Below are 12,340 nucleotides of genomic sequence, written 5' to 3'. Positions count from 1 at the left end.
CAGGATACACCAACGCAGTCATGGGTAAATTTCACGATTCAATTAAGCCCGCCCATCGGGAATTCATTGGCAAACAGCATATTTATTTTGTCAGTACCGCTCCGCTAAGCGCCGATGGGCACGTCAATCTATCACCAAAAGGACTTGATTCATTCCGGGTCCTTTCAGAGAATAAGGTCGCTTACATGGATTTGATCAGTAGCGGCAACGAAACGTCGGCGCACACGCTCGAAAACGGACGGATCACCCTTATGTTCTGCTCGTTCGACGGTGCGCCCAACATTCTCCGGCTCTACGGAAAAGGGTCTACTGTGTTGCCCGGTACGGACGAATGGGATGTCTACGCTCCGCATTTTACCATACTGCCCAGTACCCGCCAGATCATTGTTGCCGATATCAGTTTGGTTCAAACATCCTGCGGTTTTGGTGTTCCGCTCTACGACTACGCCGGGGAGCGCGATGTGCATTTCAAATGGGCGGAAACAAAAGGAGCCGACGGCCTTCAGGAATACATTCAGGAGAAAAACCTCGTTAGTCTCGATGGTTTGCCAACCAGCCTGGGCTTAAAACAATAAGACGGCAACCATCCGGTAACCAACTTTCTTTACGAACTTTGCGGGACTTTAGAAGCGGGCAGGGACGCCGGTATGGACCTGATTTAGCCGCTCGTTTCGCTTATTAACTCATTCATTTTGAAACTCTGGCAAAAAGAAGGCGTTTCTACCGCCGAACAGATTGAGCGTTTTACGGTCGGACGGGATCGTGAAATGGATTTATACCTTGCGCCTTTCGATGTACTGGGTAATCTGGCACACGCGCAGATGCTTGAGACGATTGGCCTGCTCACGGATCAGGAACTGAGCTTGCTTACCGCCGAACTGAAAACGATCTATCGCGCCATTGAAGCGGGAAAGTTCGCCATCGAAGACGGTATTGAAGACGTACACTCGCAGGTCGAACTTTTGCTAACCCGCACGCTGGGGAACGTTGGGAAGAAAATACACTCGGGCCGGTCTCGTAACGACCAAGTGCTGGTTGACCTTAAGCTCTTTACGCGGGATCGACTGTGGCGGGTTACGCAGGCTACGCACCGCGTATTCAACCGGCTTATCAGTCTCTCGGAACAGCATAAAAACGATTTACTTCCCGGCTACACGCATCTGCAAATCGCCATGCCCTCGTCGTTTGGGTTGTGGTTTGGGGCCTACGCCGAAGCGCTGGCCGACGATACGTTAACCTTACAAACCGCCTACCGACTCGCTAACCGCAACCCACTGGGATCGGGCGCAGGCTACGGGTCGTCCTTTCCACTCGACCGGTCACTGACGACCGAGCTACTGGGCTTCGAAGGGATGCACGTCAATGTGGTTTATGCGCAGATGAGCCGGGGTAAAACCGAGCAAACGGCTCTGACCGCGCTGGCAGCCGTCGCATCGACAATTTCGCGTATGGCTATGGACATATGCCTGTACAACAGCCAGAACTTTGGTTTCCTGACGCTACCGGATGCGCTCACAACGGGCAGCAGCATCATGCCACACAAGAAAAACCCCGACGTAGCCGAACTATTACGGGCCAAAACGAACCGGCTAAAAGCGCTACCGATGGAAGTAACGCTGGTTATGAGCAACCTACCGTCGGGCTATCACCGCGACATGCAGCTGTTGAAGGAAATCCTGATGCCTGCTTTCGACGAACTGCTTGATTGCCTGGAGATCACCGATTTTATGCTGGAACATATTCAGGTAAAAACAAACCTGCTTGACGATTCCAAGTATGATCTGCTGTTCAGCGTTGAGCGGGTCAACGAACTGGTTTTGCAGGGCGTTCCTTTCCGCGAGGCTTATCAGACAGTCGGTAAAGAAATTGCGGAGCACACCTATGCGCCACCCCGTACGCTTCATCACACGCACGAGGGTAGCATTGGCAATCTGGGTACCGGACTGATTATCGCCCAGATGGAAACCGCGCTGGCGGGCTTTGGTGCCGACCGGGCCCAGGCAGCCATCGAACAGCTACTGCATTAAAAAAACCGGAGCCAGTTGGCTCCGGTTTTTTAACAACCCTCTTCCTTTATAGGCTGTCTAAATTTTGTCCTGACGAACCAAAATGAGTACTTTTTTGTCATCCCGGTCGTTCCTCGGGATGACAAAAAAGTATAGTCTTTCAAATTATGGCTATCTACTTTTCAAGCCGGTAAGCGACGAGTTTGTTCTTAAAAAAAGTGGGAACAATCAACAGCTTCTCTTTAGGAATATACTCGATATCAGCCGCATTGACTTTATCGGAACGTGTATCCAGAAGCTGTTGCTTGGTACCATCGGCGCTCACGTGAAAGACTTGGCCGCTCCAATCGGACACGATAAAGTTGCCTTTTCCTTCTGGCACAATTCCATCGGTATTCACCATGCCATCGGCGACAGTCTTCATGGTTTTCGTATTTAGATCCAGCGTTCGTAGTGCGCCAATTTTGGTACTGCCCACCATAAGCCGGTCTTTCCCAACTGCCAGTACCCCATTGGGTTTGTTGAGTTGTTCGCCTTCCATAAACACTTCCCACTTGTCACCTTTCAACCGATACAGCTTATCAGCGCGGCTATCCGATACGTAAACGGTTCCATCTTTATCAACCGTTACGTCGTTCAGAAAGGCTCCTTTGCCAACGGCATCCCAGGTTTTTTCCGCCTGACCATTCTCAGTATTGATAGCCACCAGCCGGTATACGTCCGTCACATACAACCGATTTTTATACAATCCCATGCCCTTAGGCGCATTCAGTCCAGAGGTCCAGTGCAGATTTTCTATCTTACCATCCAGTGACACTTTTGAAATAAACCCGCTTCCGTCAAGTGAATCCGACTTTCCGTCAATATTAGCGACGTAGAGGGTGCTTTTACCATCGTACAGAACCGATTCAGGTGTTCGTAACGTCGTATCTGTTTCCCATACCTTAACCAGCTTAACGGGTTTAGGACGAGCGGCAGGCGTTAGGGCCAGAAGAAGCGCTCCGACGTGCAGGGCTAGTGAAAAAAGCAGAATTCTTTTCATATGCGCGTTGATAATCAGGGGATTTATCGTTGTAAAAAAATTTAGTTGTAAGATAGCGGGGTCAAAGCTCGTTTATGACTTGTACCAAGTAGAAACAATATAATTATTCTAACTGTCTGTTAGCTACCCTTTTCCTTTTGTAAAACAATATAAAACCGAGGCTGTTTAGAATCTCGCACGCTAAAAACAAAGGCAATGGAAAATTACCAACCCCGCGCTTCTCAGGTGCAACCTCTTGTTGGACAATTGAAAGAAAGCATCCGCGATATGGTTCAACTGCAACGTGACTATCAGTTGCCCGACGAACTATTCTGGGAAATTTTTAACACGCGCGTCCTTCTCAACGAGCAGATTGACATGAACGCGTTGATTGGTGACAGTAATAAGTACGCAGCCCCCCGCTAACGCTCTTGTACAAAGCAAACGCACTCGCCCGATTACCCGTCAACGACCAGTAATCAGGCGAGTGCTTCCGTGTTCAACCGGCTTCTCAGCTGCTGTTTTTAACTCAATCGTACAGCGAACAGCTCTTTCGATTTAGCGTATACGTACACGACCACAAAGAGTGTAACAACCCCTCCCAACGCTACAGACGGTACAGTACCCAGCAATCGAGCCAACAAGCCCGATTCGAAAGCGCCTATCTCATTGGATGAACTAACGAAGATACCGTTAACAGCCGCCACACGACCACGCATGTGATCGGGGGGGAAGATTTGTAGAATTGTTTGGCGAATAATCACACTCACACTGTCAAACGCGCCCGTCAGCGCCAGCATAATTAGTGACAGGTAAAAATTCGTCGATAACGAAAAGACGATCGTTGTAATCCCAAAGCCAGCAACGGCAAATAACATGTTTCGCCATGCGTTGTGGGTTGGCGGATATTTTGTCATGAAAGCCATTGTCGTCAGCGCACCAATGGAGGGAGCCGCCCGCAGAAACCCTAAGCCTTCAGCACCCACTTTCAGAATATCTTCGGCAAAAACGGGTAGAATAGCCACCACTCCGCCGAAAAGCACCGAAAACAAATCAAGCGAAATGGCGTAAAGCACGATCGGCGTTTTAAACACAAACCGGAATCCTTCACCCAGGCTCTCGCGAAATCCCTGCGTGGGTGCATTGGTAACGGGTACAGGCTTCGACTCGATCAGGCTAATCAAAAACAGGCAAACAGCGAAAAGACCGATGACAACGATCAGCGTGTTGTCGAAGCCAACCCAACTGTATATAAAACCAGCCAGACCCGGCCCTACGATTGCGCCAGCCTGCCAGGCCGAACTACTCCAGGTTGCCGAGTTGGCGTATAATTCGCGGGGTACCAAAAACGGTTTCAGCGACGAACTAGCCGGTGAGTAAAATCCCTTGGCCGTACCGATCAGCATCAATACACCATAGATAGTCGCCAATCGTGCGGTTTGCGATAATCCGGCAACTACAGACGGTCGAAAGACAAGGTACAGGATTACGGAGCCTAACACGATTACGAGCGAACTCCACTGCAAAATACGTTTCTTATCGTAACGGTCCGCCAGATGCCCTCCAAAAAGCGACAGGGCAATAAATGGAATAGCTTCGGCCAAACCCACCAGACCCAAGGCCAGTGGATCGTGCGTTGTCTTGTACAGTTCGTAGCCTAAAATAACTTCCTGAATGAGCAACGTAACCGTCATCAGAAAGCTATTCATGACAAAATAGCGAAAATCAGGAATACGGAGGGATGCGTAGGTATCTGGTCGGGTACTGTCGGAAACCATGTTTTGGGATGCTGATTACCTGATTAACCGATTAAATCCGATTTTTGTCCCTCCCTTCACCATCAAATTCATAAAACGCAGTACCTCATGGAATCTCCGTTCAGAACACGGATTAAAATCTGTTGCATCAGTAGCCTCGACGAAGCCCGATTAGCCGTCCGGCTCGGTGCCGACGCGTTGGGTCTGGTTGGTCGAATGCCCAGCGGTCCCGGTGTCGTAGCGGATACGTTAGCCGCCCAGATTGTTCAGGCAACGCCCCCGCCCGTAGCCACATTTATGCTCACCAGCGAAACAAACACGGCAGACATTATTGCCCATCAACAGCGTGTAGGAGCCAATACCATCCAGTTGGTTGACGCCGTACCACCCGAAACCTACGCTCAGTTGCGTGCGACCTTGCCCGCGATCAAACTGGTGCAGGTCATTCACGTCATTGATGAGAAAAACATTGACGAAGCCTTACTGGCCATTCAGCACGGAGCCGACGCCTTGCTGCTCGACTCTGGCAATCCCAATCTGGCTGTCAAGGAACTGGGCGGTACCGGACGAGTGCATAACTGGGCGGTGAGCCGTCGAATCGTTGAACAGTCGCCCGTGCCGGTTTTTCTGGCGGGCGGACTGAGCATCGACAACGTCCGAAAAGCGGTTGAAACGGTACAGCCGTTTGGTCTTGATATTTGCAGTGGCGTTCGGACAAATGGCCAGTTGGACGCCTACAAACTGGAAGCCTTCGTACGGCTCCTGATCGGATAAAAAAACTGGGGAGCCGGTCGCCCAATCAGCTACCAACTCCCCAGTTCTCTTCTGTATTTGCCTACTCAATTAAGCAATGCTAATTTCTTTCACAAGCTTTTCTTCTTTCACTTCAACTTTGGGTAATTCAACCGTCAGGATACCATTCGAGTAGGTAGCTGCGATGGCGTCGGCGTTCACCGTTTTAGGCAGACGGAAGCTCCGCTCGAAGGCACTGAAACCAAACTCGTGCCGGGTGAATTTCTGGGTTGTTTCTTCTGCTTTTTCCTCGGGTTTGTAAGCGATTGTCAGCGTATTATTTTCTACGTTGATTTTCAGATCTTCTTTTTTCAAACCTGGAGCAGCTAATTCAAGCTGATAGCCAGCTTCAACTTCCTTCACGTTCACAGCAGGAACATTCGGATTTACATTTTGGTACCGGTTGATGACTGGACGACCGTAGAAAGGGTTAAAGAAAGTTGGGATGCGGTTATATCGAACTAAAGTTGCCATGTTTTTCTGTTGTTTGAGTTGTCTTCTATCGAATACATACGGATATAGACAAACAATGTACCAATCCGAAATAGCAAAATATAGCAGACAAAATGACACAATATTGATTAAAACCCTAAAATGCAAATGACATATTGTCATAAAAAATTAGTCCTTATAGACATACAGCCTCTATTTTGGCAGTTTATTCCGTAAGCAGGCCACTATCCCACCAATCCTATAGTCTTGACTAACAATAATTTAACGCTAATTTTTCTTGTCCTATCTAGTAACATCACTTAAATTTATGACCAGATACATGTAAGTATACTCACCACATTTTATCTTGTACTTATTTTTTATGAAGCGACTTCTTCTGCCGCTAGGAACCTTATTGCTTGCTGGTTTTACGCTTACCGCATCCGCCCAGCAAACTGCCGTCGATTTTTTCGAGAACGGAATCGGGAAAAGTAAATCGGGCGACTTCACCGGTGCTCTCCAAGCCTTTAGCATGGCCATCACGATGAACCCCGAAAATGCACCCAGCTACTACAATCGGGGACTGGCCAAAGCCAATCTCAAAGATCACCGGGGGGCCATTCTGGACTACGACCGGGCTATCGAACTAAACGGTAAAGATGCGATGGCCTACCTAAGCCGGGGCGTTAGCAAAAGCAAACAGGAAGACCACCGGGCTGCGCTACTTGACTTCAGCCGCGCCATCGAACTGAACCCCGACGACCCACAGGCTTACTACAACCGGGGCGTCAGCCGAAGCCGGATTGACCAGTACCGGGGCGCACTAGCCGATTTTACGAAAACGCTGGAACTCGATCCGGCCAATGTTCAGGTGTACTACGCCCGGGGCATCACCAAGCAAAAACTCAATGATTTTTCGAGTAGCCTTGCCGACTTCACGAAGGTTATTGACATGACTCCCAAACGCTCCCAGGCTTATGCCGGACGGGGTGTGTCGAAAGTGGAGCTTAATGACTTTACCGGAGCCATTGCCGATCTTAACAAAGCAATTGAACTAAGTCCTGAAGACGCTGAATCGTTTTTCTACCGGGGTTTTGCGAAAGGCAAGCTCGAAGAGTATAAAGGCGCACTGACCGACTACGACCGCTCGATTGCGCTTAAGAAAGACAATTATAAAGCGTACTATGGCCGGGGTTTCTGCCGTAGTAAACTCGGCGATCAGAAAGGGGCGCTTTTGGATTTCACCCAATCGATTGACATGAACAATACCAACTCCGATACGAAAGTGGTGTACAACACGCGTGTAACCCGGCCTATTCTGGATAATCTCCGGAATCGGGTACAGGATCGGGATCGCATCAACGAACTTTCGCCGGAGCGTTCCGAAGCGTATTTTAGTCGGGGGGTTAGCAAAAACAAACAAGGTGACCAGAAAGGTGCTATTGCTGATCTGAGCAAATCGATTGAATTGAACCCTACTTATGCCGAAGCGTATTTTTCACGGGGTCTGATCAAATCGGCCCAGGGTGACCAGCGGGGAGCGATCACCGACTGTAACGACGCCATCAAGTTAAACCCTCGCTACGGTGAAGCGTTCTATGTACGAGGGCTCATCAAGTACAGCCTGGGCGACGAAAACAGCGGCTGCCTTGACCTTTCCAAAGCTGGCGAAATGGGTTATAGCCCTGCTTATAAAGTCATTAGCGACATTTGCAACTAATTAAAAGCCAGCGCTCACTAGATAAGCGACTGTTGCTTATCTAGTGAGCGCTTTATTCTTATTCGAACCGGAGGTGCTTCACCGAATCGCCGGATGATTCGAGTTCAAGCAGTGCGTCAATGCCAATGTCGAGGTGTTTGTTGACAAACTGCCCCGTCACGCGTTTATCGCTTTCTTCGGTTTTAACGCCTTCCGGCACGAGTGGGTTATCCGACACCAGCAATAGGGCTCCGTGCGGAATGGAGTTGGCGAAGCCAACGGTGAAAATGGTAGCCGTTTCCATGTCAATCGCCATCGTGCGAATCTCCCGCAGGTAATCTTTGAACGCTTCGTCGTGCTCCCAGATACGCCGGTTAGTGGTGTAAACGGTACCGGTCCAGTAATCGAGTTCGTACCGTTTGATCGTTGACGAAACCGCTCGCTGCAACCGGAAAGACGGCAGGGCTGGTATTTCGGGGCGCATGTAATCATTACTGGTTCCATCACCCCGAATGGCCGCGATCGGTAAGATCAAATCACCGATCTGGGTCTTTTTGAGTCCGCCACACTTTCCCAAAAACAACACAGCTTTCGGATTAACGGCTGACAATAAATCCATGACGGTTGCGGCCATGGGGCTACCCATGCCAAAGTTGATAATCGTAATGTTGTTGGCCGTAGCCGTTTGCATAGCCCGTCCGATACCACTTATTTCTACATCGAACTTTTTGGCGAACAGGTCAACATAATTAATAAAGTTGGTTAGCAGGATATACTCTCCGAATTGCTCAATTGGCGTGCCGGTGTAACGCGGTAACCAGTTCTGGACGATTTCTTCTTTTGTCTTCATAGTTTTCAATAAGGAGATACCGAATAAGCAAATAACGAATGACACGAAAATTCACCTATTTGCTCACTATCTTTGGGGTATGGTTACGCTGAACCTACCCGAGTTTGATTGCAAAATTAAGCAAGTCGACGGTAAACCTTATATTTTCGATTTGTTACGCCGGAAGTATGTTCGTCTATCACCCGAAGAGTGGGTTAGACAGCACATTATCAACCTGCTTCTCACGCATTATGCGTACCCGAAAGCGCTTATTCGTGCCGAAGGTGGCCTGACCCTGAACATGACCCAGAAGCGCACCGATGTGGTAGCATTTGATCGCCAGGGACAGCCCTTCCTGATCGTTGAGTGCAAAGCGCCCCACATCCAACTTACCCAGTCGGTGTTTGATCAGATTGCCCGGTACAATCACGTTCACCGTGCCCCTTATCTGGTTGTTTCGAACGGAATAACTCACTACTGTTGCGGCATCAACCATGCCACATCGGAAGTGCAGTTTTTGGATGACTTCCCCGCTTACGTCTGATCATCACGGGTTTACTTAACTGCACAAAAAACCCGGCATCGCCAGACGCCGGGTTTAATCACTATCAGGTACAAACAGAACTTATTTGTTCGCTACTACTTTCATTTCGATGGTGAAATCGTCGTAGATTGCTTTGTCACCGATGTTTTCGAAGAACGATTTCGAACCATAACGAATGTCGTATTTGGTACGATCAAGCGTTGCTTTACCATTTGCTTCAACGCCATTGGCAGTAGCCTTAACCGTTGCAGGGAACGTTACAGCGTTCGTGATTCCTTTGATGGTCATGTTACCCGTGATGTCGTACGCATCACCACCTTTTGGGGTTACTTTGGTGATTTTAAAGGTCGACGTTGGGTACTTCGCTGTGTTGAAGAAATCTTCCGACTTCATGTGTCCAATGAACTTCGCATTGTAGCCAGCGTCGGTCAGGTCCGTACAAACGATGCTATTCATGTCGAACGAGAAGGTTCCGCCCGTCAGTTTACCACCGTCTACAGCTAGAGAACCATCTGATAATTTAACCGTTCCAGAGTGTTCGCCGGTTACTTTCTTACCGTTCCAGTTCAATACGCTTTTCTGTGTATCTACTTTATATGTAGCTACCTTTTTTGGGCCAACAAAAGCCGAGGTACCGGCCATTACAGCAACTGCAACAAGACCAGCTAAAAATTGACGCGTTTTCATTTGTTTATTTGTTTTTGTTTTGTGGTTGTATGTGTAAGTAAAGGTGATTCTGTTTAAGCCCTTAGTTTGTCGAGTAACTGACTCAAGTAAACCGCTTCTTCTTCGGTAAGCTTGCTTTGGTAGTCAGCGTCCAGTTCGGCCTGATGAACGTCCAGCTGCGTAAGCAGAGCCAGTCCTTTGTCGGTAACAACAACGTCTACGGCCCGGCGGTCACTGGGACATTCGGTCCGCAGCACAAGTTTTTTAGCGACCAATTTGTCAACCAACCGGGATGCATTGGACATTTTGTCGAGCATCCGCTCCGTAATGTCGCTTACCTTAACCGGGTTGGGGGACTGCCCGCGCAAGATCCGCAAGACGTTATACTGTTGTAAGGTTAACCCAAATGGTTTCAGCAAGCGCATCTGACTATCAGCCATCCAATTGCTGGTATAAATCAGGTTGACCATCACCCGGTGGTAAGGCGTCCTGAATGGAGTTGCTTGCTTAATGTCGGTTTCTATTGACATGGCGCAAATATAATCGATAACATTTAATGTAGCAACATTATATACAATTATAATTGTTCCCTATCGGTATTGAATTAATTGCGGAGCTGCTAAATCGAAGTCTCGGAACCGTAATCCCGATATGCCTTCGAAAGCAATCCGGAGCGGAATAGTATTGTTGGGTATGTTTGGGTAATACGCAAATCGGATCTGAAAACTGTTGAAAGTCAAGTTTTCATTTCGCAATCGAAATCCAATCCCATAACCCTGGTAAACAGGGCTGCTTAGGAGCGGTCGCTCAGGAAAGCTAATGAGCCCCAGATTGGCGAATCCGATAAAGGCAATGCGAAATCCCGCTAGGTTCAGTTTCGAGAATAGGATCGTTTCGTAGTTGATCAGCCAGCGGTTCGTGCCGCGTAATGCATCGTTATTGATGCCAATTCCGTCCGTATTAATGCCACTGCCACTGCTGTTGAGCGTAATGTATTCGTTGTCGAACCGATTAATACCAAGGTAAAAGCGGCTGTTAAAAAAGTGTCGCATATTGCCCCATCGGGTTGACAGAAGTGAGCTGAAATAATTTCCTTCCAGCGAAAAAACGCCCTGCTCCATCCGCTGATTGCGGATATAGCCGCCAATACTCACCAGGGCGTAGAGATACCCCAGCTTACGTAGGTACTTTCCCTGCGAAAAATTTAAGCCCCCGTACTTTCTGGGGCCTAATTCTGCGTTATCAAAACCAGTCACCACGGAGATGGCCTCTCCGACCGGAACGTCTTCGGTGCGCCCGTAACCGTAAATCAGTACATCGCGAACGTATCTTCGTCGTGTGTAGCCGATACTAAACAGCGTTGTGCGACTATCCTGATAAAGCTGATTGGTATCCGCCGTAACGGTTGGTCTACGCAAATACTCATAATTGGTGTTGCGTATGGCTAGGATCAGTCTTGATCGGCCTTTTCGTTCGTCGTCTTTCGCGCTATAAAAGATTCGAAACGACCGCCCAATCCAGGCATCGGAATAATTGTAACTGAGCGGTACAAATAGTACGCTGTCGTTACGAGCCACAAACCGGTTGTTTACCTGCGTATGGTTGAGTTCGATTGACCCGGCATATTTGGTGTCCGGCGTCAGAAAGGGTCGGTACAAGCGAAGGGCAGCCTGCTTCAGGTCGCGCAAATACAGCACTTCGGCCTGAGCGGTCAAAAAAGTTTTGCCAATGAATGGAACGGTATAGCGCCCCTGGTATTCCATCTTCTGGCGCGGATCGGGTCCCGAGTAAGCAACCTGAGCAAACAGCTGATGGCCCAGCCCACGAAAATTTCGTTGTTCAAAACCAACGCTAAACTGATTCAGCGCCCCAACGCCACCTGTCGGCGAAAGCGACCAGACGTCCTGCGTTATCACATATACGTCAACGAACTGCCGACTTCCGGGACGTGGTAATACCAGAATCCGGGCGTCGTGAAAGATGGATGTCGTCCGTAACAAGCGTTCGTTGTCACGCAGCACCGTCGGGTTCAGCGCATCCCCCTCTTTAAAAAGCAGGTAGGATCGACGAATGATGTGTTCGCGGGTATTGGTATGCAGTCGGTTACCCGTTCGTTCAACCCAGTTACCGGGCTTCCGTAGCGTGTCATAAACGGAATGTCCGAACACGCCAAGCCGACGAATGTAAATATCGCCAATAATGCGGCCTTCGTAGGCTTTGAATGGGTTTACTTCGATCTGCTTAACTTCCCCCGTCCGAACCTGGCTGTTGTAAACATCCTGAAAAACAAGGTCATACAACTGACGCGTCAGCCGATGCTTGTACATTCTTGTTTTCAGGCGATTATAAAAAACGCTGTCTCGCTGCAAAAGAGCGCTGTCGGCAATCGTTGAGATCGTTTTGGTGGCGAGTGAATCGTTTAGTTTTTTCGATACATACCGGGTCGAATCATTCTCTGGTTGACCGATCTGACCATACGCGCCCGCTCCTAGTAATGCGATGCACCAGACCAGCAAACGGCAGGGCATCAGCACTAATAGATTCGGATAGGAGCGGTTCACTGGATGTGTTTTTTAGTTAGAGCGTAAAAACTT

Annotated in this window: 13 protein-coding genes; 6 read left to right on the top strand and 7 right to left on the bottom strand. The window is 48.9% G+C overall.

Features of this window, described 5'->3' with window-relative positions; translation table 11 throughout:
* Positions 1–20: 20 nt before the first annotated feature.
* Entirely contained in the window at positions 21–575 is a 555-nt protein-coding gene (locus tag LQ777_RS07415) for a pyridoxamine 5'-phosphate oxidase family protein (RefSeq protein ID WP_232561884.1), read from the top strand.
* A gap of 117 nt (positions 576–692) precedes the next feature.
* Positions 693–2,027: an argininosuccinate lyase gene (gene argH / locus LQ777_RS07410; RefSeq protein WP_232561883.1), complete on the top strand. Its 1,335-nt coding sequence runs from the start codon at positions 693–695 to the stop codon at positions 2,025–2,027.
* Positions 2,028–2,181: 154 nt separating this feature from the next.
* Here the strand turns inward: argH and LQ777_RS07405 are convergent, their stop codons facing one another.
* Complete coding sequence (locus tag LQ777_RS07405; RefSeq protein ID WP_232561882.1) at positions 2,182–3,048, bottom strand: SMP-30/gluconolactonase/LRE family protein; 867 nt, start codon at positions 3,046–3,048, stop codon at positions 2,182–2,184.
* A gap of 195 nt (positions 3,049–3,243) precedes the next feature.
* On the opposite strand from LQ777_RS07405, the gene LQ777_RS07400 reads away from it, so the two are divergent.
* Entirely contained in the window at positions 3,244–3,453 is a 210-nt protein-coding gene (locus LQ777_RS07400; protein ID WP_232561881.1) for a hypothetical protein, read from the top strand.
* A 98-nt stretch (positions 3,454–3,551) separates the two neighbouring features.
* On the opposite strand, the gene LQ777_RS07395 is transcribed toward LQ777_RS07400, so the two are convergent.
* Positions 3,552–4,805, bottom strand: coding sequence for an MFS transporter (locus LQ777_RS07395; RefSeq protein WP_232561880.1), 1,254 nt, complete (start codon positions 4,803–4,805; stop codon positions 3,552–3,554).
* Positions 4,806–4,892: 87 nt separating this feature from the next.
* Here LQ777_RS07395 and LQ777_RS07390 point away from each other — a divergent pair, with 87 nt between their 5' ends.
* Complete coding sequence (locus LQ777_RS07390; RefSeq protein ID WP_232561879.1) at positions 4,893–5,558, top strand: phosphoribosylanthranilate isomerase; 666 nt, start codon at positions 4,893–4,895, stop codon at positions 5,556–5,558.
* A 69-nt stretch (positions 5,559–5,627) separates the two neighbouring features.
* Here LQ777_RS07390 and LQ777_RS07385 read toward each other — a convergent pair whose 3' ends face one another.
* Entirely contained in the window at positions 5,628–6,050 is a 423-nt protein-coding gene (locus LQ777_RS07385) for an Hsp20/alpha crystallin family protein (RefSeq protein WP_232561878.1), read from the bottom strand.
* Positions 6,051–6,390: 340 nt separating this feature from the next.
* Between LQ777_RS07385 and LQ777_RS07380 the strand changes: the two genes are divergently transcribed.
* Positions 6,391–7,728, top strand: a complete 1,338-nt coding sequence (locus LQ777_RS07380) for a tetratricopeptide repeat protein (protein ID WP_232561877.1) — start codon at positions 6,391–6,393, stop codon at positions 7,726–7,728.
* A 58-nt stretch (positions 7,729–7,786) separates the two neighbouring features.
* On the opposite strand, the gene LQ777_RS07375 is transcribed toward LQ777_RS07380, so the two are convergent.
* Entirely contained in the window at positions 7,787–8,557 is a 771-nt protein-coding gene (locus LQ777_RS07375) for an AMP nucleosidase (RefSeq protein WP_232561876.1), read from the bottom strand.
* Between the two features lie 79 nt (positions 8,558–8,636).
* On the opposite strand from LQ777_RS07375, the gene LQ777_RS07370 reads away from it, so the two are divergent.
* On the top strand, positions 8,637–9,080 hold the full coding sequence (locus tag LQ777_RS07370; RefSeq protein ID WP_232561875.1) for a type I restriction enzyme HsdR N-terminal domain-containing protein: 444 nt from the start codon (positions 8,637–8,639) through the stop codon (positions 9,078–9,080).
* Between the two features lie 81 nt (positions 9,081–9,161).
* Here the strand turns inward: LQ777_RS07370 and LQ777_RS07365 are convergent, their stop codons facing one another.
* The 3 genes from LQ777_RS07365 to LQ777_RS07355 are packed head-to-tail and all read right to left on the bottom strand — an operon-like array spanning position 9,162 to position 12,274.
* Positions 9,162–9,767, bottom strand: a complete 606-nt coding sequence (locus LQ777_RS07365) for a YceI family protein (protein ID WP_232561874.1) — start codon at positions 9,765–9,767, stop codon at positions 9,162–9,164.
* 53 nt (positions 9,768–9,820) lie between these two features.
* Complete coding sequence (locus LQ777_RS07360) at positions 9,821–10,276, bottom strand: MarR family winged helix-turn-helix transcriptional regulator (RefSeq protein WP_232561873.1); 456 nt, start codon at positions 10,274–10,276, stop codon at positions 9,821–9,823.
* Between the two features lie 60 nt (positions 10,277–10,336).
* A complete protein-coding gene (locus LQ777_RS07355; protein WP_232562813.1) occupies positions 10,337–12,274 on the bottom strand; it encodes a BamA/TamA family outer membrane protein in 1,938 nt (645 codons plus the stop codon).
* Positions 12,275–12,340: the final 66 nt, after the last annotated feature.

This window comes from Spirosoma oryzicola, from assembly GCF_021233055.1.
GTDB classification, from domain to species: Bacteria; Bacteroidota; Bacteroidia; order Cytophagales; family Spirosomataceae; genus Spirosoma; species Spirosoma oryzicola.
This window is presented reverse-complemented; position numbering and strand designations above follow the sequence as displayed.

What these genes read in the sequence shown, in the direction of transcription:
- LQ777_RS07400 (WP_232561881.1), top strand. Translation starts at nt 3,244, where the DNA reads ATGGAAAATTACCAACCCCGCGCTTCTCAGGTGCAACCTCTTGTTGGA.
- LQ777_RS07365 (WP_232561874.1), bottom strand. Translation starts at nt 9,767, where the DNA reads ATGAAAACGCGTCAATTTTTAGCTGGTCTTGTTGCAGTTGCTGTAATG.
- LQ777_RS07395 (WP_232561880.1), bottom strand. Translation starts at nt 4,805, where the DNA reads ATGGTTTCCGACAGTACCCGACCAGATACCTACGCATCCCTCCGTATT.
- LQ777_RS07355 (WP_232562813.1), bottom strand. Translation starts at nt 12,274, where the DNA reads ATGCCCTGCCGTTTGCTGGTCTGGTGCATCGCATTACTAGGAGCGGGC.
- LQ777_RS07375 (WP_232561876.1), bottom strand. Translation starts at nt 8,557, where the DNA reads ATGAAGACAAAAGAAGAAATCGTCCAGAACTGGTTACCGCGTTACACC.
- LQ777_RS07390 (WP_232561879.1), top strand. Translation starts at nt 4,893, where the DNA reads ATGGAATCTCCGTTCAGAACACGGATTAAAATCTGTTGCATCAGTAGC.
- LQ777_RS07370 (WP_232561875.1), top strand. Translation starts at nt 8,637, where the DNA reads ATGGTTACGCTGAACCTACCCGAGTTTGATTGCAAAATTAAGCAAGTC.
- LQ777_RS07415 (WP_232561884.1), top strand. Translation starts at nt 21, where the DNA reads ATGGGTAAATTTCACGATTCAATTAAGCCCGCCCATCGGGAATTCATT.
- LQ777_RS07405 (WP_232561882.1), bottom strand. Translation starts at nt 3,048, where the DNA reads ATGAAAAGAATTCTGCTTTTTTCACTAGCCCTGCACGTCGGAGCGCTT.
- LQ777_RS07380 (WP_232561877.1), top strand. Translation starts at nt 6,391, where the DNA reads ATGAAGCGACTTCTTCTGCCGCTAGGAACCTTATTGCTTGCTGGTTTT.
- LQ777_RS07385 (WP_232561878.1), bottom strand. Translation starts at nt 6,050, where the DNA reads ATGGCAACTTTAGTTCGATATAACCGCATCCCAACTTTCTTTAACCCT.
- LQ777_RS07360 (WP_232561873.1), bottom strand. Translation starts at nt 10,276, where the DNA reads ATGTCAATAGAAACCGACATTAAGCAAGCAACTCCATTCAGGACGCCT.